General features: G+C 70.6%; 17 protein-coding genes and 1 pseudogene. 13 read left to right on the top strand and 5 right to left on the bottom strand.

Annotation, left to right across the window (positions count from 1 at the left end):
* Together AB0I54_RS35210 and AB0I54_RS35205 are read right to left on the bottom strand one after the other, a co-directional pair.
* Positions 1–405: pseudogene (locus AB0I54_RS35210) on the bottom strand (transposase); the annotation flags it as partial.
* A gap of 227 nt (positions 406–632) precedes the next feature.
* On the bottom strand, positions 633–2,378 hold the full coding sequence (locus tag AB0I54_RS35205) for a phospholipid carrier-dependent glycosyltransferase (protein WP_363300317.1): 1,746 nt from the start codon (positions 2,376–2,378) through the stop codon (positions 633–635).
* A 97-nt stretch (positions 2,379–2,475) separates the two neighbouring features.
* Here AB0I54_RS35205 and rsmI point away from each other — a divergent pair, with 97 nt between their 5' ends.
* The 6 genes from rsmI (at position 2,476) to AB0I54_RS35175 (ending at position 8,117) form a co-directional block, all read left to right on the top strand.
* On the top strand, positions 2,476–3,327 hold the full coding sequence (gene rsmI, locus AB0I54_RS35200) for a 16S rRNA (cytidine(1402)-2'-O)-methyltransferase (RefSeq protein WP_363300316.1): 852 nt from the start codon (positions 2,476–2,478) through the stop codon (positions 3,325–3,327).
* 246 nt (positions 3,328–3,573) lie between these two features.
* A complete protein-coding gene (locus AB0I54_RS35195; RefSeq protein WP_363300315.1) occupies positions 3,574–3,969 on the top strand; it encodes a hypothetical protein in 396 nt (131 codons plus the stop codon).
* A 47-nt stretch (positions 3,970–4,016) separates the two neighbouring features.
* Complete coding sequence (locus AB0I54_RS35190; RefSeq protein WP_363300314.1) at positions 4,017–4,895, top strand: TatD family hydrolase; 879 nt, start codon at positions 4,017–4,019, stop codon at positions 4,893–4,895.
* Between the two features lie 110 nt (positions 4,896–5,005).
* Positions 5,006–6,289 (top strand): ubiquitin-like domain-containing protein, encoded by a 1,284-nt coding sequence (locus tag AB0I54_RS35185; RefSeq protein WP_363300313.1) that lies wholly within the window; start codon positions 5,006–5,008, stop codon positions 6,287–6,289.
* Positions 6,290–6,345: 56 nt separating this feature from the next.
* Entirely contained in the window at positions 6,346–7,227 is an 882-nt protein-coding gene (rsmA, locus tag AB0I54_RS35180; protein WP_363300312.1) for a 16S rRNA (adenine(1518)-N(6)/adenine(1519)-N(6))-dimethyltransferase RsmA, read from the top strand.
* The gene (locus AB0I54_RS35175; RefSeq protein ID WP_363300311.1) at positions 7,224–8,117 is read left to right on the top strand and encodes a 4-(cytidine 5'-diphospho)-2-C-methyl-D-erythritol kinase; all 894 of its coding nucleotides are present in this window, start codon (positions 7,224–7,226) and stop codon (positions 8,115–8,117) included. The genes rsmA and AB0I54_RS35175 overlap by 4 nt, the downstream gene beginning before the upstream one ends.
* A 5-nt stretch (positions 8,118–8,122) precedes the next feature.
* On the opposite strand, the gene AB0I54_RS35170 is transcribed toward AB0I54_RS35175, so the two are convergent.
* Entirely contained in the window at positions 8,123–8,713 is a 591-nt protein-coding gene (locus AB0I54_RS35170) for a Uma2 family endonuclease (protein ID WP_363300310.1), read from the bottom strand.
* A 157-nt stretch (positions 8,714–8,870) separates the two neighbouring features.
* Between AB0I54_RS35170 and AB0I54_RS35165 the strand changes: the two genes are divergently transcribed.
* The 4 genes from AB0I54_RS35165 (at position 8,871) to AB0I54_RS35150 (ending at position 15,540) form a co-directional block, all read left to right on the top strand.
* Positions 8,871–10,679 carry an ABC-F family ATP-binding cassette domain-containing protein gene (locus AB0I54_RS35165; RefSeq protein ID WP_363300309.1) on the top strand — a complete coding sequence of 603 codons (1,809 nt, stop codon included), beginning with the start codon at positions 8,871–8,873 and terminating at the stop codon, positions 10,677–10,679.
* A 245-nt stretch (positions 10,680–10,924) separates the two neighbouring features.
* Positions 10,925–12,742 carry a PQQ-binding-like beta-propeller repeat protein gene (locus tag AB0I54_RS35160; RefSeq protein ID WP_363300308.1) on the top strand — a complete coding sequence of 606 codons (1,818 nt, stop codon included), beginning with the start codon at positions 10,925–10,927 and terminating at the stop codon, positions 12,740–12,742.
* A 54-nt stretch (positions 12,743–12,796) separates the two neighbouring features.
* A complete protein-coding gene (locus AB0I54_RS35155; protein WP_363300307.1) occupies positions 12,797–14,590 on the top strand; it encodes a PQQ-binding-like beta-propeller repeat protein in 1,794 nt (597 codons plus the stop codon).
* Positions 14,591–14,841: 251 nt separating this feature from the next.
* Positions 14,842–15,540 (top strand): LuxR C-terminal-related transcriptional regulator, encoded by a 699-nt coding sequence (locus tag AB0I54_RS35150; RefSeq protein ID WP_363300306.1) that lies wholly within the window; start codon positions 14,842–14,844, stop codon positions 15,538–15,540.
* 61 nt (positions 15,541–15,601) lie between these two features.
* Here AB0I54_RS35150 and AB0I54_RS35145 read toward each other — a convergent pair whose 3' ends face one another.
* Both AB0I54_RS35145 and AB0I54_RS35140 read right to left on the bottom strand, forming a co-directional pair.
* Positions 15,602–15,931 (bottom strand): hypothetical protein, encoded by a 330-nt coding sequence (locus AB0I54_RS35145; RefSeq protein ID WP_363300305.1) that lies wholly within the window; start codon positions 15,929–15,931, stop codon positions 15,602–15,604.
* A 21-nt stretch (positions 15,932–15,952) separates the two neighbouring features.
* Positions 15,953–17,656 carry a sodium:solute symporter family protein gene (locus tag AB0I54_RS35140; RefSeq protein ID WP_363300304.1) on the bottom strand — a complete coding sequence of 568 codons (1,704 nt, stop codon included), beginning with the start codon at positions 17,654–17,656 and terminating at the stop codon, positions 15,953–15,955.
* Positions 17,657–17,781: 125 nt separating this feature from the next.
* Here AB0I54_RS35140 and galT point away from each other — a divergent pair, with 125 nt between their 5' ends.
* The 3 genes from galT to galK are packed head-to-tail and all read left to right on the top strand — an operon-like array spanning position 17,782 to position 20,962.
* Positions 17,782–18,843, top strand: coding sequence for a galactose-1-phosphate uridylyltransferase (galT, locus tag AB0I54_RS35135; protein ID WP_363300303.1), 1,062 nt, complete (start codon positions 17,782–17,784; stop codon positions 18,841–18,843).
* Positions 18,840–19,808 (top strand): UDP-glucose 4-epimerase GalE, encoded by a 969-nt coding sequence (galE, locus tag AB0I54_RS35130; protein ID WP_363300302.1) that lies wholly within the window; start codon positions 18,840–18,842, stop codon positions 19,806–19,808. Before galT ends, galE begins: the two co-directional genes overlap by 4 nt.
* A complete protein-coding gene (gene galK, locus AB0I54_RS35125; protein WP_363300301.1) occupies positions 19,808–20,962 on the top strand; it encodes a galactokinase in 1,155 nt (384 codons plus the stop codon). Before galE ends, galK begins: the two co-directional genes overlap by 1 nt.
* The last annotated feature ends 3 nt before the right edge of the window (positions 20,963–20,965 follow it).

Here is a 20,965-nt window from a genome sequence, read left to right as displayed (position 1 = left end):
GGGTCCGTTGCGGTCCGGCGCCTCGGGCTGGGCGTCGAACGGGTGGGCGGTCACCTCCGCGCGGACGGCCAGCACGTAGTCGATTTTGCGGTCCGCCAGGGCGGCCCGCAGGTGTGCGTTGGTGCCGTAGGCGGCGTCGGCCACGACGACCGGCGGCGTCATTCCCCAGTCGGCCAGCGTGTCGAGCATGTCCAAAGCCAGCCGCCACTTCTCGCGGTGGGTGACCTCGGGCGGGACGCGGGCGGCAGTCCTGCGGTCGTTGTCCGCTTCCCATTCCTGAGGCAGGAACAGCCGCCACTGCAGCGGGCAGGAGGCGGTGTCGGTCGCGGCGTGGACGCTGACCGCAACCTGGCAGTTGGCGCGTTTGCCCAGGGCCCCGCAGTACTGCGGGGCCACGGCGACCGACTTCGTGTGCATCCACACCCCCGCACCGCCGCGAACGCGGCCAGGCCTAATGCGGCTCACCCCATGCCGGTCGCGGTAGCGGGCGGCGGCCAGCGGATTGGATCTGCTGCGGAGCCCCCGTTGGGCCGTCTCTGGGCCGTCCGAGGGCGGCCAACGGTGACCGACAACGACCCACAACGACCACGAGGCGCGGCCGTCTGCCGCGCCCTCGTAGCGTGTCTGCCCAGCTAGACCCAGGTATCCAGCCACATACGTGAACGCCAGGAGTCGATGGGGAGGGCTGTCCCCGTGTACAGCGGCCAGAAGTAGATGAAGTTCCAGGCGATCAGCAGGACCAGGACGCCCGCGCCCGCCGAGCCGATCACTCGGCGGGTGTCGGTGGAGCCGGGAGGGCCGATGATCGCGCCGATCAGCATGGCCACCGCCAGGCACAGGAACGGGACGAAGACGACCGCGTAGAAGAGGAAGATCGTGCGCTCCTGGTACATGAACCAGGGGAGGTAACCGGCCGCGATGCCGCAGGCGATGGCGCCCGCGCGCCAGTCGCGGCGGAAGGCCCAGCGCCACAGGACGAAGAGGATCGCGAAGCAGGCCGCCCACCACAGCACCGGCGTGCCGATGGCGAGGACCTCACGGGCGCACTTCTGGCCCGCGTCCGCCGGGCAGCCGTCCGCGCCGGGCGAGGGGGACTCGTAGAAGTACGAGACCGGGCGGCCCAGCACGATCCAGCTCCATGGGTTCGACTGGTACGTGTGCGGGGACGACAGGCCGACGTGGAACTCGTACACCTCGTGCTCGTAGTGCCACAGGCTGCGCAGCCAGTCGGGCAGGAAGGTCCAGCTGCCGCCCTTGCCGTCGGTGGCCGCCCAGTTGCGGAAGTAGCCGCCGGTGCCGTCGGTCGGGGAGAGGATCCAGCCGATCCAGGAGAACAGGTACACGGCGACGGCAACCGGGACCGTGGCCAGGAACGTGATGCCCGTGTCGTGCTTGAGGACCGCCAGGTACGGGTGCCAGGCACCGGCCACCTTGCGGGCGCCGACGTCCCACAGCAGCGCCATCACACAGAACGCGGCCAGGATGTAGAGGCCGTTCCACTTCGTGCCGATGGCCAGGCCGAGCAGCAGGCCCGCCGCCCAGCGCCAGGGCCGCCACCCCAGACGGAGACCGTCACCGACGTGCGGGTCCGGGCGGACCCGGCCGTCCGCGTCCATGGGCAGCGCGGCCGCGAGTTTCTCCCGCGACTTGTCCCGGTCGATGACGAGGCAGCCGAAGGCCGCGAGCACGAAGAACATCAGCACGCCGTCGAGCAGCGAGGTGCGGCTCATCACGAAGTGCAGCCCGTCCACCGCCATCAGCGCGCCGGCCAGACAGCCGAGGAACGTCGAGCGGAAGATGCGGCGCCCGATCCGGCACAGCAGCAGCACGCTCAGCGTGCCCAGCAGCGCCGTCATGAACCGCCAGCCGAACGGGTCGAACCCGAAGACCAGCTCGCCGAGTCCGATGACGTACTTGCCGACCGGCGGATGCACGACATAGGCCGCGTCGGACGGGATGCCGACGTGCCCCGCCTTCTGCAGGATCAGGTCGTTGGCGTTCTTGTCCCAGTTGACCTCGAAGCCCCGGTGGACGAGCGCCCAGGCGTCCTTGGCGTAGTACGTCTCGTCGAATATCACCGCCTTGGGGCTGCCCAGGTGCCAGAACCGCATCAGGCCCGCCATCAGCGTCACCAGCAGCGGACCGCCCCAGCCCGACCAGCGGTCGAGCCGCTCGGCCAGTGTCCGCGGCACGCCCAGCACCAGCCACAGCCGCGGGCTGGGCGCCGCGTACGGCGGCACCAGCCGGTCGAGGACATCGCCGTCGCTTCTGTGCCCCGCCGGGTAGCCGAAACGGCGCAGCCGCTCATGCCACGACGGCCGCTGGTCGTGCGGTGCCTGGCCCTGCCGGGTGTCCGTGGAGGACGCGGTACTGGTCACCGCGCCATCGTAGGGAAACGTTCTGTGTGAGTCCCGCGCATGGGCCTCACCGGTTGGTGTGCGTTGCGCCTCCCAGGGCCCTGGGAGGATGGGGAGCGTGACTGGAACCCTTGTTTTGGCGGGCACCCCCATCGGCGACATCGCGGACGCGCCGCCCCGGCTCGCTCAGGAGCTCGCGGGCGCGGACGTCGTCGCCGCCGAGGACACGCGGCGGCTGCGCCGGCTCACCCAGGCGCTGGGGGTGACGCCCAAGGGCCGCGTGGTGTCCTACTTCGAGGGCAACGAGTCGGCCCGCACGCCCGAGCTGGTCGAGGAGCTGCTCGGCGGGGCGCGGGTGCTCCTCGTCACGGACGCCGGCATGCCGTCGGTCTCCGACCCCGGCTACCGCCTGGTCGCCGCGGCCGTCGAGAAGGACATCCACGTCACCGCGGTGCCCGGACCGTCCGCCGTGCTCACCGCACTCGCGCTGTCCGGGCTGCCCGTCGACCGGTTCTGCTTCGAGGGGTTCCTGCCGCGCAAGGCGGGCGAACGGCTCTCCCGGCTGCGCGAGGTCGCCGAGGAGCGGCGCACCCTCGTCTACTTCGAGGCCCCGCACCGCCTCGACGACACCCTCGCCGCGATGACCGAGGTGTTCGGCGCCGAGCGGCGCGGCGCCGTGTGCCGGGAGCTGACCAAGACGTACGAGGAGGTACGGCGCGGACCGCTCGCCGAGCTGGCCGCCTGGGCCGCGGAGGGGGTGCGCGGCGAGATCACCGTCGTCGTCGAGGGCGCCCCCGAGCGCGGCCCCGAGGAGCTCGACGCCGGGGAACTGGTGCGCCGGGTGCGGGTGCGCGAGGAGGCGGGGGAGCGGCGCAAGGAGGCGATCGCCGCGGTGGCCGCCGAGGCGGGACTGCCCAAGCGGGAGGTGTTCGACGCGGTGGTCGCGGCAAAGAACGCGCCGCCGTCGTGAGGGGGCTCACGTCAGGCTCATATCCCCTCTGAGCAGGCCGCTTCTCCCATGAGCGCGCGCCCCATGGGTGGGCAAAGGGCAGTTGCGGAAGGCAAAGCCCACACCCGGTACCCGGGGCCGGTATGGCAAGGAAAGTCCAAATCGCCTCCAACACTCGACAGGCCGGGTGCGTTCGCGTCGGTGAAGGCGTCCACTTGGTCGAAGGGACGCACCCGTCCCTTCGTCCAGCGGACCCGAGGAGCTGGCATGAGTGAGATCGCAGGGCAGACCGGCCTCCGCGGTACGGCGAGCGCAGTCGTTCACGAGTCGTATTCCTTCGCCTGCATGCGATGCGGGCACGGCTGGGAGCAGTCGTACGCGATAGAGCACCACACGGACGCCGACGGCCACGAGTTCGTCACGTACGTGGCGAACGGCACGGTCGTTCCGTCCCCGCTGAGCCGGCCCAGCTGCCAGAACTGCGACGGCCACGTCGTACGGATCATGCGGCCGGGGCAGGTCTCGTCGGTGCGCAGCGCGGCGCAGCGGCACCCGCACGAGGCGCGGCCCGAGGCCGAGGCCGAAACGCCCGCGCAGGCCGAGGAGCAGCACCACTGGCATCTGTCCGATCTCCTGCACCCGTTCCAGCGCAGGGCGAGCTGAACCCCTCGCCCGGCCGACGGGGCATGCCCCTTTCGTAGGATCGGGGCATGCCTTCGAACGCCGACAAGAACGCGGCGCCGCCGCTCCCGGAGCCCCTCCGGGTGCCCGTCGCCGACTCCCACACCCACCTCGACATGCAGTCCGGCACCGTCGAGGAAGGCCTCGCCAAGGCCGCGTCGGTGGGAGTGACGACGGTCGTCCAGGTCGGCTGCGACATCAAGGGCTCGCGGTGGGCGGCGGAGACGGCGGCGGCGTACGACAGCGTCCACGCCACCGTCGCCCTGCACCCCAACGAGGCCCCGCGCATCGTCCACGGCGACCCCGACGGCTGGTCGCGGCAGGGCGCACGCGAGCCGGGCGGCGACGCGGCGCTGGACGAGGCGCTCGCCGAGATCGACCGGCTGGCCGCGCTGCCCCAGGTCAAGGGCGTCGGCGAGACGGGCCTGGACCACTTCCGCACCGGGCCCGAGGGCAAGGCGGCCCAGGAGCGGTCCTTCCGCGCCCACATCGAGATCGCCAAGCGGCACGGCAAGGCGCTGGTCATCCACGACCGCGACGCCCACGCCGACGTCCTGCGCGTCCTGAAGGAGGAGGGCGCCCCCGAGCGCACCGTCTTCCACTGCTACTCGGGCGACGCCGAGATGGCCGAGGTGTGCGCACGCGAGGGCTACTACATGTCCTTCGCCGGGAACGTCACCTTCAAGAACGCCCAGAACCTGCGCGACGCCCTCGTCGTCGCCCCACTGGAACTGGTCCTCGTGGAGACCGACGCGCCCTTCCTGACTCCGGCGCCCTACCGCGGACGGCCCAACGCCCCCTATCTCGTTCCGGTCACCGTGCGCGCGATGGCCGCCGTGCGCGGCATCGACGAGGACGCGCTGGCGACGGCCCTGGGGGCGAACACGGCCCGCGCCTTCGGCTACTGATCGCACGTTCGGTGGGCAACAGTCCGTAATCGCGCGACTTTGGAGAGCGACGCCCGCTCCGCTAGGTTCTGGGGGCCCGATCCGGACCCCTCTGGCTCCCTGGAGCGTGCGTGAGCAAGTCGCAGTACGAGACGTACGGCCCCGACCCCTTGGTGCACACCGCGGAGACCCTGCCGTACGGGATGTACGAGGCCCCTTCGTACGAGGACACCTACCGGCCCTCCTACGAACGGCAGGTGCTGCCCCGCCAGACGCACGGGCGAGCCGCGCGGCGGCGCCGGGCACGCTCCGCCGCACGGTCGGAGTCCACCGTGCGCCGACTGGTGCCGCAGGCGCTGGTCGTCGCGTTCCTCGCCGGCGGCACCACCGCGTTCGTCGCCAAGGACAAGGCGGTCGAGCTCACCGTCGACGGGAAGCCGCGCACGCTGCACACCTTCGCCGACGACGTGACCGAACTGCTCGCCCAGGAGGGCGTGCGCGTCGGGGCGTACGACCTGGTGGTGCCCGCTCCCGGCACGGCGCTCGCCAGCGGCGACGAGGTCGAGGTGCACTACGGGCGCCCCCTGCGGCTCACCCTGGACGGTCAGCGGCGCGAGGTGTGGACGACGGCGCGCACGGTGGACGAGGTGCTCGCACAGCTGGGCGTACGTGCCGAGGGCGCCTACCTCTCGGCCTCGCGCTCCCGGCCCATCGGACGTGCCGGGCTCACGCTCGACGTCCGCACCGAGCGCGCCGTCACGATCATGGCGGACGGCCGGGCCCGCGTCATCCGCACCAACGCCGCGACCGTCCGCGAGGCCGTCGAGGAGGCCGGGGTCACCCTGCACGGCGAGGACACCACGTCCGTCCCGCCCGAGAGCTTCCCGCGGGACGGGCAGACGGTGACCGTGCTGCGGGTGACCGGCACCCAGGAGGTCCGGGAGGAGGAGATCCCGTTCGACGTGACGCGAACCGCCGACCCCGCACTGTTCCGGGGCACGGAGGTCGTCGAGCGGGCCGGGCAGCCGGGGCTGCGGCGGGTCGCCTACCTCGTGCGGACCGTCAACGGGGTCCGGCAGAAGCCGCGCCTTGAGCAGTCCGAGGTCGTGCGCGAGCCGCGCACCCAGGTCGTCAAGGTGGGCTCGAAGCCGCATCCACCGTCCGTGCAGGACGCCGATGACCTGGACTGGGACGGCCTCGCGGACTGCGAGTCCGGCGGCCGGCCGCACGCGGTGGACCCGTCGGGGACTTACGGCGGCCTCTACCAGTTCGACTCCCGCACCTGGCACAGCCTCGGCGGCAAGGGGCGCCCGCAGGACGCGTCGGAGGACGAGCAGACGTTCCGGGCGAAGAAGCTGTACGTGCAGCGGGGCACCAGCCCCTGGCCGCACTGCGGCTCCCGGCTGCACGGATAGCCGTGGCTCGGGGCACCCTGGCAATCCCGGCGGCCGCACCCCCGTACCCTTGTCCCGTGAGCAGCCCCACCCCAGACGCCCTCCTCGGCCCCGCCGACATCCGTGAGCTCGCGGCAGCGCTGGGCGTGCGTCCCACCAAGCAGCGCGGCCAGAACTTCGTGATCGACGCGAACACCGTCCGCCGGATCGTCCGCACCGCCGAGGTCCGCCCCGACGACGTGGTCGTCGAGGTCGGCCCGGGGCTCGGCTCCCTCACCCTCGCGCTGCTGGAGGTCGCCGACCGGGTCACCGCCGTCGAGATCGACGACGTCCTGGCCGGTGCGCTGCCCTCGACGATCGCGGCGCGCATGCCGGAGCGCGCGGACCGGTTCGCGCTGGTCCACTCCGACGCGATGCACGTCGCCGAGCTGCCCGGCCCCGCCCCCACGGCCCTCGTCGCGAACCTGCCCTACAACGTGGCCGTCCCGGTGCTGCTGCACATGCTCGACACCTTCCCCGGTATCGAGCGGACGCTGGTGATGGTGCAGTCCGAGGTCGCCGACCGGCTCGCCGCCGCGCCCGGTTCGAAGGTGTACGGCGTGCCCTCCGTCAAGGCCAACTGGTACGCCGAGGTGAAGCGGGCCGGGGCCATCGGCCGCAATGTCTTCTGGCCCGCGCCGAACGTCGACAGCGGGCTCGTCTCCCTCGTCCGGCGGACAGAGCCGATCAAGACGACCGCCTCCAAGCGCGAGGTCTTCGCGGTCGTCGACGCGGCGTTCGCACAGCGCCGCAAGACCCTGCGGGCCGCGCTCGCCGGCTGGGCGGGCTCCGCCGCGGCCGCCGAGGCCGCCCTCGTCGCCGCCGGCGTCTCGCCGCAGGCGCGCGGGGAGTCGCTGACGGTCGAGGAGTTCGCGCGGATCGCCGAGCACAAGGACGCGTACGAGGGGACGGGCAAGTGAGCGTCACGGTCAGGGTTCCGGCCAAGGTCAACGTCCAGCTCGCCGTGGGCGCCGCCCGGCCGGACGGGTTCCACGACCTCGCCAACGTCTTCCTCGCCGTCGGCCTGTACGACGAGGTCACGGTCACCCCGGCGGCGGAGCTGCGCGTCACCTGCGAGGGACCGGACGCGGACCAGGTCCCCCTGGACCGCACCAACCTCGCGGCGCGCGCGGCGATCGCGCTCGCCGGGCGGCGTGGCATCGACCCGGCCGTGCACATCCACATCACCAAGGACATCCCGGTCGCCGGCGGCATGGCGGGCGGCAGCGCGGACGGCGCGGGCGCGCTGCTCGCCTGCAACGCGCTGTGGGGGTCGGGCGCCTCCCGCGCCGAACTCCTCGCCATCTGCGCCGAGTTGGGCAGCGACGTGCCCTTCAGCCTGGTGGGCGGGGCGGCGCTTGGCACCGGGCGCGGCGAGCGGCTGACCACCCTTGACGTCGGCGGCACCTTCCACTGGGTGTTCGCGATGGCTGACCGCGGGCTGTCGACCCCGGCGGTCTTCCGCGAGTTCGACCGCCTGGCGAAGGGGCGGGCCGTTCCGGAGCCGGTGGCTTCCGGGGAACTGCTCAAGGCGCTGGAGAAGGGCGACTGCGACGCGCTGGCGGCGGCGGTCTCCAATGACTTGCAGCCTGCCGCGCTGTCCCTGTTCCCGGTGCTGGCGGACACGCTTGCGGCGGGGCGCGGGGCGGGCGCGGCGGCCGCCCTGGTCTCGGGTTCCGGGCCCACGACGGCCTTCCTGACGCGGGATGCGGAGTCGGCGCAGAAGGTGGCTCAGGCGCTGCGGGCGTCGGGGACGTGCCGGTCTGTGCGGACGGCTTCCGGCCCGGTGGCGGGCGCGATGGTGGTCTGAATCGATCAGAGGGTGTCGATGGCCGTCAGATCGATGTCGATGGGAACGGGTTTGTCGACCTTGATGCGGTCACGGTAGGTGCCGGTCGGCTGGTATACGCCGGTGTCTTCCGAGAGTTCGAAAACCTCGATGGCCGGGTGTTCGTCCGGCCCGCTCATCTCGACCAGCCAGTAGTGCCGGATCCCCGCCGCGGCGTACTTGTGCGTCTTGGTGAGCCGGTCGCGGGATTCGGACTCGGAGGAGATGACCTCGACAGCCAGAAGCACATCCGGCCCCTCGAAGTATGTCTGCCGCCGCCCCTTCTTGGCGGTCGCTTTGATCACGGAGATGTCCGGCTCGGGTCCGTTGCGCCGATCCAGCACCACCGTCATCTCGCGCGCGACCTTGTAATCGGCGGGCACTGTGCTGCGCAAGCCGCTCACCAGCAGGTCGATTGCGTCCGTGTGGAAGAAACGCTGCGGGCTCACGAGTACCAGGCTCCCGTCGATCAACTCGGTGTGCGGCGGGAGATCAGGCAGTGTGAGCAGGTCGTCCACGGTGTAGCCGTCCAGCGGGGGCATGCGCCATCCGGGCTGCTCTGCGGGCTCGGCTGTCATGGTTCCTCCCATGGACAAGATCCTGGTGCCTGTCCTCAACGGTAGCCGCCGCATCCCGATCATGTAACCACAAAGAGTGACCATCCGTGCACGCGCCGCCCCGACCCCCCGAGGCCCTAGGCTAGAAGGCTGACCGACCCCCCTGCGCAGGAGTGAAATGGCCGTCAACCTGGTCAATGTCGAGAACGTCAGCAAGGTGTACGGCACCCGTGCCCTGCTGGACGGTGTCTCGCTCGGCGTGTCGGAAGGGGACCGGATCGGGGTCGTCGGACGCAACGGCGACGGGAAGACCACCCTCATCCGGATGCTGGCCAAGCTGGAGGAGCCCGACACCGGACGGGTCACGCAGTCCGGCGGGCTGCGGCTCGGCGTGCTCACCCAGCACGACTCCCTCGACCCGGCCGCCACCGTCCGCCACGAGGTCATCGGCGACATGGCCGACCATGAGTGGGCCGGGAACGCCAAGGTCAGGGACGTACTCACCGGGCTGTTCGGCGGGCTCGACCTGCCCGGCTTCCCGAAGGGGCTGGACACCGTCATCGGGCCGCTGTCCGGTGGCGAGCGGCGGCGGATCGCGCTCGCCAAGCTGCTCATCGAGGAGCAGGACCTGATCGTCCTCGACGAGCCCACCAACCACCTCGACGTCGAGGGCATCTCCTGGCTGGCCCGGCATCTGCAGAGCCGGCGCTCGGCGCTCGTGTGCGTGACGCACGACCGGTGGTTCCTCGACCAGGTGTCCACCCGCATGTGGGACGTCCAGCGCGGTGACGTGTACGAGTACGAGGGCGGCTACTCCGACTACGTCTTCGCCCGCGCCGAGCGCGAGCGCATCGCCGCCACCGAGGAGACCAAGCGGCAGAACCTCGTCAGGAAGGAGCTGGCCTGGCTGCGCCGCGGCGCACCCGCCCGTACCTCCAAGCCGCGCTTCCGTGTCGAGGCCGCGAACGAGCTGATCAAGGACGTGCCGCCGCCGCGCGACAGCAGCGAGCTGATGAAGTTCGCCTCCTCGCGGCTCGGCAAGACCGTCTTCGACCTGGAGGACGTGAGCGTCCAGGCCGGGCCCAAGGTGCTGCTCAAGCACGTCACCTGGCAGCTCGGCCCCGGCGACCGCATCGGCCTGGTCGGCGTCAACGGTGCCGGCAAGACCTCGCTGCTGCGCGCCATGGCCGACGCGGCGCGGACGGAGGGCGAGGCGCAGCCGGTGGGCGGCCGGGTCACCGTGGGCAAGACCGTCAAGCTCGCCTACCTCTCCCAGGAGGTCGCCGAGCTGAACCCGAACTGGCGGGTCCTGGAGGCGGTGCAGCAGGTGCGCGAGCGCGTCGATCTCGGCAAGGGCCGCGAGATGACGGCGGGACAGCTGTGCGAGACGTTCGGCTTCAACAAGGAGAAGCAGTGGACGCCGGTGGGGGACCTGTCCGGCGGTGAGCGCCGCCGCCTGCAACTGCTGCGGCTGCTGATGGACGAGCCGAACGTCCTCTTCCTCGACGAGCCCACCAACGACCTCGACATCGAGACGCTCACCCAGCTGGAGGACGTCCTCGACGGCTGGCCCGGCTCGATGATCGTCATCTCCCACGACCGGTTCTTCGTCGAGCGCACCACCGACCGGGTGTTCGCCCTCCTCGGCGACGCCACCCTGCGGATGCTGCCGCGCGGCATCGACGAGTACCTGGAGCGGCGGCAGCGGATGGAGGAGGCGGTCGCCGCCTCGGCCGCCGCCGCGGCGCCCAGGGCCGCCGCCCCGGAGAAGAGCGCCGCCGACCAGCGCGCCGCCAAGAAGGAACTCCAGAAGATCGAGCGCCGGCTGGACAAGATCTCCGAGCAGGAGACCAAGCTGCACGCGCAAATCGCCGAGAACGCCACGGACTTCGCGAAGGTCGCCGAACTCGACGCGCAGCTGCGGGACTTGGCGGGCGAGCGGGAGGAACTGGAGCTGCGGTGGCTGGAACTGGCGGAGGACGCCTGACCTTTCCTCTGTCTCGTCATCCCTCGCGCGCAAGGGGCGCGTGCGCCGCGTGAAGGGGGCGTGAAGGCGCATAACGACGGCATCACGGGCCGGTCCTCCCTTGGGAACAGGGGTGGGCACGGCCCCGTGTGCTGTCCGTACCGGGTGATAGAAAGAGCCGTCTGAGAACTTTCTGAGTACGACCTTGGGTCCGACACGAACCTCAGGGCGTGGCTAAAAATCAGTGAACGAGGGGGAGAGCGCTGATGACTCAGCCGCCCGACCAGCCGCCGCAGCAGGGTGGTTTCGGAGCACCGCAGGACCAGCCACCACAGGGCGGCGGCTTCGGGCCCCCGCAGACACCACCCGCGCAAACGCCACCCGCGCAAACGCCGCCCGCGCAGGGAGGTTTCGGCGCCCCCCAGGGCACTCCGGCGGCCCCGCCTCCGCCGGCCCAGCCGCCCCAGCAGCCGCAGCCGGGCTACGGCTACCCGCAGCAGCCCGGCCCGTACGGGCAGCCCGGTCCCTATGGCGCCCCCGGCGCATATGGGCAGCCGCAGCAGCCGGGGCCGTACGGACAGCAGCCCGGTTACGGCTACCCGCAGCAGCCGCAGTACCCCGGCGCGCCCGGCACCCCGCCGCCCGGCGGCTCGAAGAGCCCCTTCAAGGGGAAGCCCGCCGTGATCACCGCGGCCGCGGTGGCGGCGCTGCTCGTCGTCGGCGTGGGCCTCTACGTGGCCAGTGGCGACGACGGCGGCAAGAAGAAGCCCATCGCCCAGCAGAGCGACGACCCGAAGTCCACCGGCTCCGCCGACCCGGTCAACCCCGGTGACGGCAGCGGCGACGGCGGCTCGGACCCGGACAACCTCAACGAGGGCCGCAAACCCGGCGAGGCCAGGGTGCTCTGGTACAAGACGGCTCCGGACGCGCCCGGTTCCGGCGCCGACGCACCCGGTATGTGGATCACCGGCAGCACGGCGGTGAAGGCGGCGTACAAGCAGGTCTTCGGCTACCGCGTCGGCAATGGCGACCCGGCCTGGTCCCCGATCACCTTCGCGCAGAAGATCTGCGCGGTCACCCCGGTGAAGTCGGCCGACAACAAGGTCGTCGTGGCGTACATGAGCGGCACCAGCGACCGCGCCAAGTGCAACCAGCTCCAGCAGATCGACCTCGTCACCGGCAAGAAGGGCTGGAGCGGCACGGTCGCCGACGGCGCGCTGTTCGACAGCACGCTCAGCCTGGAGCTGACCATCGCCGGCAAGACGCTGATGGTGGGCCGCTCGCAGTCGGGCACGGCGTACGACCTCGCCAGCGGCAAGAAGCTGTTCGACAAGAAGAGGTACGGCACCGACTGCTTCCCGACCGCGTTCGCGGGCGGCACGAACCGTCTGATCTCCGTGGCCTCCTGCGACGCCACCGGCAGCAACGAGCACGACGAGATCCAGGAGCTCGACCCGGCCACCGGCAAGGTGCGTTGGACCCAGCCGGTGAAGAAGGGCTGGACGGTCGCGCGGACCTACTCCGTCGACCCGCTCGTGGTCTATCTGACCAACGAGGACAAGAAGGCCTGGAACATCTCCACCTTCACCGGCAACGGCAAGTTCCGCTCCGAGGTCAAGGTCGACGAGAAGTTCGCCCCGCAGTGCGGCTGGGCGATCCTCGAACGCGACCTCCAGGGCTGCCAGGGCGTCGCCGCCGACGCGAACACCCTCTATCTGCCCACCGACTCCACCAGCGGCGCCAACGAGATCGTCGCGATCAGCCTGGCCACCGGCAAGGCCGCGTGGCGCGTGAAGTCCCCGGCGGACGAGTCGATGACGCCCGTCAAGGTCGAGGGCGGCCAACTCGTGGCCTATGTCCACCCGTCGTACGACGCGGGCGGCCAGGTCGTGTCGATCCCCACGACCGGCTCCGCGCACACCACGACGAAGCTGCTGCAGAACCCGCAGGGCGCCGCGGAGATCGAGGACGGCTTCTTCGACGGTGCGATCGACTGGGCCGGCGGACGCTTCTACATCTCGTCCACCCGGCTCAACGGCAACGACGACACGAAGGAGAAGCTGATGCTTGCCTTCGGCAAGTGAGCCCGGTCCGCACCCGCTTCTCCTCCGTCCCCGTCCTTCCGAGGTACACCTGTCATGACCCAGCCGCCGCCTCCGCCGCCCAACCAGCCCCCGCAGCAGGGCGGTTTCGGCCCGCCCCAGGACCAGCCGCCCGCGACGCCCACGCCGCCACCGGGCTACGGCTACCCGCAGCAGACGCCGCCTCCGCCGCCCGGCTACGGATACCCTCAGGCCCCGCAGGGCGCCCCCCAGACACCCCCGGGCTACGGCTACCCCGCCCAGCCGCCGAACCCGTACACCCAGCCGAACGCGTACGGCCAGCCCAACGCGTACGGCCAGCAGCCCGGTTACGGCTACCCGGGCCAGCCCACCATGCCGCTCCAGCCGCAGCCCGGGACGCCGGGCGGGGGCGGGCGGAAGGTCAACTCCTCGCTCGTCATCATCGTCTCGGCCCTCGTCGTGATCGCCCTGATCGTCGGCGGCGGCATCTGGTACGCGAAGTCGTCCGGCGACGACGGCAAGAAGCACGACACCGCGAGCTCCGGCGGCAGCACCGGCGGCAAGGACGGCAAGGACGGCAAGGGCGGCAGCGGGGGCACGACCTCGGGCGGCAAGGAGAAGGTGCCCTCGGACCCCGCCTCCGAGATCAGCTTCAAGGTCCCGCTGCCCAAGGCGGACGACACGGTCGTCACCACCGGCTCCTGGCTCACCGACAAGGTGTACGCCAAGAGCGGCATCGCCCAGATCGTCGGCTACGACCCCGACAGCGGCAGCAAGCTGTGGACGATCGACCTGCCCGGCCCCGTGTGCAACGCGACCACCCATGTCACCTCGGACGATCTGACGGCGATCACCTTCCAGCCGAAGATGCCCGCGAAGGGCTCCTCCGCCGGTTGCAGCCAGGTCGCGGCCATCGACCTCGACGCGGGCAAGAAGCTGTGGACGAAGACGGCCGATGCCGGTGACTACCCCATCAACTTCGACAATGTGACGGTCGCCCAGCGCACCGTCGCGGTCGGCAGCACCAATGGCGGCGCCGCCTTCGACCTCGACTCCGGCAAGGTGCTCTGGCAGCCGAAGCCGACCGACTCCTGCTACGACGCCGGGTACGGCGGCGGCGACCAGCTGGTGGCCGTGCGCAAGTGCGGTCAGTACGACAACCGCCAGCTGCACATCCAGACCATCGACCCCAAGTCGGGCAAGGTGATCTCCGAGTACAAGATGGCCCAGGGCATCGAGTACGCCAGCGTCGTCTCGACGAACCCGCTGGTGGTGGCCGCCGACGTCGGCGACAGCGCGGGCGACGGCAGCGGCATCTCGGACTACTTCTCCATCGACAACAAGACCGGCAAGCTGCGCGCCAGGATCAACGCGCCCGGTGACTCCTACGGCGGCCGCTGCGACGGCATCTCCCGCATCGAGTACTGCAAGGAGATCGTGGTCGGCAACGACAAGCTGTACGTGCCGACCGAGGAACACGACGGCAAGGGCGACTACAGCAAGACCAACGAGATCGTCGCGTTCGACCTCGGCACCGGCAAGCAGACCGGCCAGCGCGCCGACGCCGGCGACGGCTACATGATCTCCCCGCTGCGCATGGACGGCGGCAACCTGATCGCGTACAAGCGCCCGCCCTACGACAAGGGCGGCCAGATCGTCAGCATCGACGGCGGTTCCTTCAAGGAGACCAAGCTGCTGGAGAACCCGGCCACCCAGGACGTGCGGGCCGTGGAGACCAGCATGCTGCCCGAGTACGCGGAGATCCTCTACGCCCAGGGGCACCTCTACATGTCGGCGGTCTTCGCCCACAAGTCGAACTCCGCGTACGGCAAGGAGTACCTGGCGGTCGCGTTCGGCGCGGGCGGCTGATCGCGCGCCCCCCCGTTCGACGGCCCCGCCCCTGCTCAGGGGCGGGGCCGTTCACGTACCGCTCATCACCCTCGAATGCCAGAAATTCCGTCGATCCGGGGCACTTCTCATCAGTAGGGGCAGCGCGACGTCGAACAAGCGTGTAGCTTCCGGGGTCATGAAGGGCAGGGGTGCCGGGGGGCCCTCTGTCCATGTGGACCAGTGGACATCCATAGTGGGGCATCCATTGGGGGGACTGGGGGGTTGCTTCTATGGGAGTGCGGCTCATGGTGGTCGACGACCACCGATTGCTCGCGGAGGCGCTGGCCTCGGCGCTGAAGCTGCGCGGGCACCGGGTGCTCGCGGCGGCGGCTCCGGCCGCGGGCGCGGCGGAGCTGGTGATCAGCCGTGCGCCCGAGGTGTGCCTGCTGGGTACGGCGGCACCGGCCGAGCCGGGGGCCTTCGATCCGGTGGTGCGGATCAAGCGGGAGCGTCCGCAGGTCGCGATGCTGGTCCTGGGCCCGGTGCCGTCCCCGCGGGGGATCGCGGCGGCCTTCGCGGCCGGTGCGTCGGGGTACGTGCGTCACGACGAGCGGATAGAAGGGGTCGAACGGGCGATCATGAAGGCCCGGGCGGGCGAGGCGGCCGTCGCCCCGCAACTGCTCCAAGGAGCCTTCAGCGAACTGTTGAATCCCGCCGCCCAGCCCGACGACGAGGGCCAGCGACTGCTGCAGATGCTCACCCCGCGGGAGGTCGAGGTCCTGGTCAGGGTCGCCGACGGCGAGGACACCCGGCTGATCGCGGCCGGCATGGGCATCGCCCCGAGCACGGCCCGTACCCATGTGCAGCGCGTCCTGATGAAGCTGGGCGTCGGCTCCCGGCTGGAGGCTGCGGCCCTGGCGGCCCGTACGGGGCTGCTGGACAGGGCGGGACCGGTGCCGAACGCGTCGCCCGCGCACCCGGACTCCTAGGAGGGTGCGGTCCCCCGCGCCTGTGGGGCCGGAGCGCGAGGGACTCCGGCCCCGCGGGGCGTCACTCGTGCGGCTCGTCGTCCGGGGCGGCCTGAGGGAGCGGTGGCGGGGTGGGCCGCAGCTTCAGCCAGACCAGGAAGAACAGGCCGAGGAGCAGCATCCCGATCCCGGTCCACAGGTTGATGTTGACGCCCTGCGCCTTGGCGATCTCGGCGTCCGAGGCGGTGATGCCGGCGATCGTGACGATGATCCCGTAGACCACGAACAGGACGCCGATGATGCGGCGCAGGTCGAAGATGCGTGCTGCGGTCGCGGACTTGTGCTCCAGATCGAGGACTTCCCGCTGGAGGTCCCGATCGGAAAAGCCGGAGTATCCGTATTCGTCGGACATGGTTTCTCCATTCTCTCGCGGTCAGAACGAGAACGGGATATAGCAGATGGCGGCCAGGATCACCGCGCCCCAGCCCAGCAGGGCCGGCCTGCGGTACCAGGCGTCGTCACCGGCGGCGGGCGGCTCGGCCATGCCGGGGGAGCGGGTGCCGTAGACGAGGCCCTCCAGGTCCTCGGCCGGCTTCGGCGCGGTGAACAGGGTGACGATGAACATGACGACCGCGCCGGCGACGAAGCCCGCGATCGCGGAGACGAAGTTGGCGCCCTGGTCGGAGGGGATGCCGATGATGCCCTTCTTGTAGATCACGAAGTAGTTGACCATCGCCGTGACGGTGCCGGCGAGCAGCCCCCAGAAGCCGGCCTTCGCCGACGCCCGCTTCCAGAACATGCCGACGATGAAGACGACGAACATCGGCACGTTGAAGAAGGAGAACAGCGTCTGCAGATAGGCCATGATGTTCGAGAACGAGGACGCCAGGAACGCCGTGCCGATGGAGGCCAGCACGCCGATCGCCGTGATCAGGCGGCCGAAGCGGACGTAGTACTCGTCCTCGCGGTGCCGGATCACGTACTTCGACCAGATGTCGTTGGTGAACACCGTGTTGAAGGACGACACGTTGGCCGCCATTCCGGCCATGAACGCCGCCAGCAGACCCGTCACCGCGATGCCCAGCACACCGTTGGGCAGCAGCTCCTGCATGAGATAGGGGATGGCGTCGTTGTACTGGAGGTGGGAGCTCTTGGTGCCGATGTTCGGCACCAGCGCGGCGGTGACCAGGCCCGGGATCATCACCAGGAAGACGATGAAGATCTTCGGGTACGCGGCGATCAGCGGCGTGCGCTGTGCCGCGGAGAGGTTCCTCGCGGACAGGGCGCGCTGCACCTCGGCGAAGTTCGTCGTCCAGTAGCCGAAGGACAGTACGAAGCCGAGGCCGAGGACGATGGTCAGCCAGTTGGCGCCGAGCGGGTTGGGACTGCCGATGCCCGTGCCGCCCCACGCGGTGACGAAGTCGGGGCCGTGCAGCACGGTGAGCTTGTCGCTCAGTCCGCTCCAGCCGCCGACCTTCTTCAGGCCGAGCACGGAGATCGGGATGAGGGCCGCCAGGATCACGAAGAACTGCAGCACCTCGTTGTAGATCGCGGAGGAGAGCCCGCCGAGGGTGATGTAGGCGAGCACGAAGAAGCCGGCGACCACGATCGCCACCCACTGCGGCCAGCCCAGCAGGGCCTCGACGACGATGGCGAGGGCGTACAGGTTCACCCCGGCGATCAGGATCGCCGCAAAGGCGAACAGGATCGAACTCAGCAGGTGGGCCCACCGGTCGAAGCGCAGCAGCAGGAACTCGGGGACCGAGCGGACCTTGCTGCCGTAGTAGAAGGGCATCATCACCAGGCCGAGGAAGACCATGGCGGGGATGGCGCCGATCCAGTACCAGTGGACGGTGTAGGCGCCGTACTGCGCGCTGTTGGCCGCCATGCCGAGGATCTCGGTCGCGGCGAGATTGGCCGAGATGAACGCGAGACCGGTGATCCAGGCGGGCAGGGAACGCCCGGAGAGGAAGAAGTCCAGGGTGGTCTTCACCGAGCGGCGAGCCGCGAAGCCGATGCCCAGGACGACGGCGAAGTAGATCGCGAGGATCGTGTAGTCCAGCCCGTTCGTGGGGAGCCGCAGCTCGGCTGCCAGATGCTCTGGGGCCTGTGTGAGGGCATATGTGGGGATTTGCACTCCGTCATTGAACACGTCCGCTCATCCACCTTGTTTGATTGCGATGTTGACTGTCGTGGTGAGTTGTGTTTTGGTGTGTTCGTTTCTGTTTAAAGGTTGAAGGTGGCTCGGATAGGGAGTCCGTAGTGAAGAAGACCTCGACTCGACTGGCCGACGGTCGTGAGTTGATCTACTACGACCTGCGGGACGACACCGTGCGCGACGCGGTCGACCGGCGCCCCCTGGACCGCACCGTGACCACCTCCGAGATCCGCCGCGACCCGCTGCTCGGCGACCGGGTCGCGATCGCCTCGCACCGCCAGGGCCGCACCTATCACCCCCCGGCCGACGAGTGCCCCCTGTGTCCGTCGGCGGGCGACCGCCTGAGCGAGATCCCGGACTCTTCGTACGACGTCGTCGTCTTCGAGAACCGCTTCCCGTCGCTGGCCGGCGACTCGGGCCGCTGCGAGGTCGTCTGCTTCACCTCCGACCACAACGCGTCCTTCGCCGACCTCACCGAGGACCAGGCCCGCCTCGTCCTCGACGCGTGGACGGACCGGACCTCGGAGCTGTCGCACCTCCCTTCCGTCGAGCAGGTGTTCTGCTTCGAGAACCGCGGCGAGGAGATCGGCGTGACGCTCGGTCACCCGCACGGCCAGATCTACGCGTACCCCTTCACCACCCCGCGCACCGCGCTGATGCTGAACTCCCTCGCCGCCCACAAGGAGGCCACCGGCGGGGACAACCTCTTCGACACCCTCATAGAGCAGGAGCTCGCCGGTGAGCGGGTCGTCCTTGAGAGTGAACACTGGGTGGCCTTCGTGCCGTACGCAGCGCACTGGCCCTACGAGGCCCACCTGTACCCCAGGCGCCGCGTCCCCGACCTGCTCGCGCTCGACGAGGCGGCGCGCTCAGAGTTCCCCAAGGTTTATCTGGAACTCTTGAGGCGCTTCGACCGGATCTTCGGCGAGGGTGAGCCTCCGACGCCGTACATCTCCGCCTGGCACCAGGCACCGTTCGGCCAGCTGGAGGAGTTCGAGGGTGTCAGCCGTGACGACTTCGCGCTCCACCTTGAGCTTTTCACCATCCGCCGCACTTCCGGCAAGCTGAAGTTTCTCGCGGGTTCCGAATCCGGCATGAGCGTGTTCATCAACGACGTGCCGCCGGAACGCGCGGCCCAGCGACTGCGAGAGGTAGCGAGTTCATGAGCGGCAAGTATCTGGTGACCGGTGGTGCGGGCTACGTCGGCGGCGTCGTCGCCCAGCACCTGCTGGAGGCCGGCCACGAGGTCACGGTCCTGGACAACCTCTCCACCGGCTTCAGCGAGGGCGTGCCCGCGGGCGCCGCCTTCATCGAGGGCGACATCCGCGACGCCGCCAAGTGGCTCGACCCCAGCTACGACGGCGTCCTGCACTTCGCCGCCTTCTCCCAGGTCGGCGAGTCGGTCGTGAAGCCCGAGAAGTACTGGGACAACAACGTCGGCGGCACCATGGCGCTGCTCGGCGCGATGCGCGAGGCCGGCGTCCGCAAGCTCGTCTTCTCCTCCACCGCGGCCACCTACGGCGAGCCGGAGCAGGTCCCGATCGTCGAGACCGCCCCCACCCGGCCCACCAACCCCTACGGCGCCTCCAAGCTCGCCGTCGACCACATGATCAGCGGCGAGGCCACCGCCCACGGTCTGGGCGCGGTGTCGCTGCGCTACTTCAACGTGGCCGGCGCCTACGGCGCACAGGGCGAGCGGCACGACCCCGAGTCCCACCTCATCCCCCTCGTCCTCCAGGTCGCCCAGGGCCGCCGCGACGCGATCTCCGTCTTCGGCGACGACTACCCCACCCCGGACGGCACCTGCGTGCGCGACTACATCCACGTCGCGGACCTGGCCGAGGCCCATCTCCTCGCCCTGGGGGCCGCGCGGCCCGGCGAGCACCTGATCTGCAACCTCGGCAACGGCGAGGGCTTCTCCGTCCGCGAGGTCATCGAGACCGTCCGCCGAGTGACCGGCCACCCGATCCCCGAGGTCGTGGCCCCGCGCCGGGGCGGCGACCCCGCCGTCCTGGTCGCCTCCGCCCAGGCAGCCCGCGAGCGCCTCGGCTGGAACCCGTCCCGCGCGGACCTCGCCGCCATCGTCGCGGACGCCTGGGAGTTCACGCAGAAGATCGCAAGGGAGCAGTAGTGGGGGCACAGCAGGTCCGCGAGGGCTTCGTCGAGCTGTACGGGGCCGAACCTGAAGGCGTCTGGTCGGCGCCCGGCCGGGTCAACCTGATCGGCGAGCACACCGACTACAACGACGGCTTCGTCATGCCGTTCGCGCTGCCGCACGTGGCGACGGCGGCGGTGTCCCGGCGCACGGACGGGGTGCTGCGCCTGCACTCCTCGGACGTCGAGGGCGGTGTCGTGGAGCTCCCGCTCGACGCCCTCGCACCCGAGAGCGACCGCAACTGGACGGCGTACCCGGCCGGTGTGGTCTGGGCACTGCGCGAGGCCGGCCACCCGGTCACCGGCGCCGACATCCACCTCTCCTCGACGGTCCCGACCGGCGCCGGCCTGTCCTCCTCGGCCGCCCTGGAGGTCGTGATCGCCCTGGCCCTGGGCGACCTGTACGAACTCGGCCTCCAGCGCCGGCAACTGGCCCGCCTGTGCCAGCGCGCCGAGAACGTCTACGTCGGCGCCCCCACCGGGATCATGGACCAGACCGCGTCGGCCTGCTGCGAGGAGGGCCACGCCCTGTTCCTCGACACCCGTGACCTCTCCCAGAAGCAGATCCCCTTCGACCTGGCGGAACAGGGCATGCGCCTGCTGGTGGTCGACACCCGGGTCAAGCACGCCCACAGCGACGGCGAGTACGGCAAGCGCCGGGCCGGCTGCGAGAAGGGCGCGGCGCTGCTCGGCGTCGACGCGCTGCGGGACATCCCCTACGCCGGCCTGGACGCGGCACTGGCCCGGCTGGGCGACGAGGAGGAGGTGCGCCGCCTGGTGCGCCACGTCGTCACGGAGGACCAGCGCGTCGAACGCGTCGTGGCGCTCCTGGAGTCGGGCGACACCCGCGCGATCGGCCCGGTCCTCACCGAGGGCCACGCCTCGCTCCGCGACGACTTCCGCATCTCCTGCCCCGAACTGGACCTGGTCGTCGACACGGCCCTGACCGCGGGTGCGCTCGGCGCCCGGATGACCGGCGGCGGCTTCGGCGGCTCGGCGATCGTCCTCGCGGAGGCGACCGACGTCGACACGATCACCAAGGCGGTCGAGGAGGCCTTCACCGCGGCGAACTTCACGGCACCGCGGGTCTTCGAGGCGGTACCGGCGGCGGGGGCACGGCGGGTGGGCTGACGG

The sequence above is a fragment of the Streptomyces sp. NPDC050625 genome (assembly GCF_040654755.1).
GTDB lineage: Bacteria > Actinomycetota > Actinomycetes > Streptomycetales > Streptomycetaceae > Streptomyces.
Note: the sequence above shows the minus strand (reverse complement) of the source record. Positions and strands in the feature narration are given on the sequence as shown.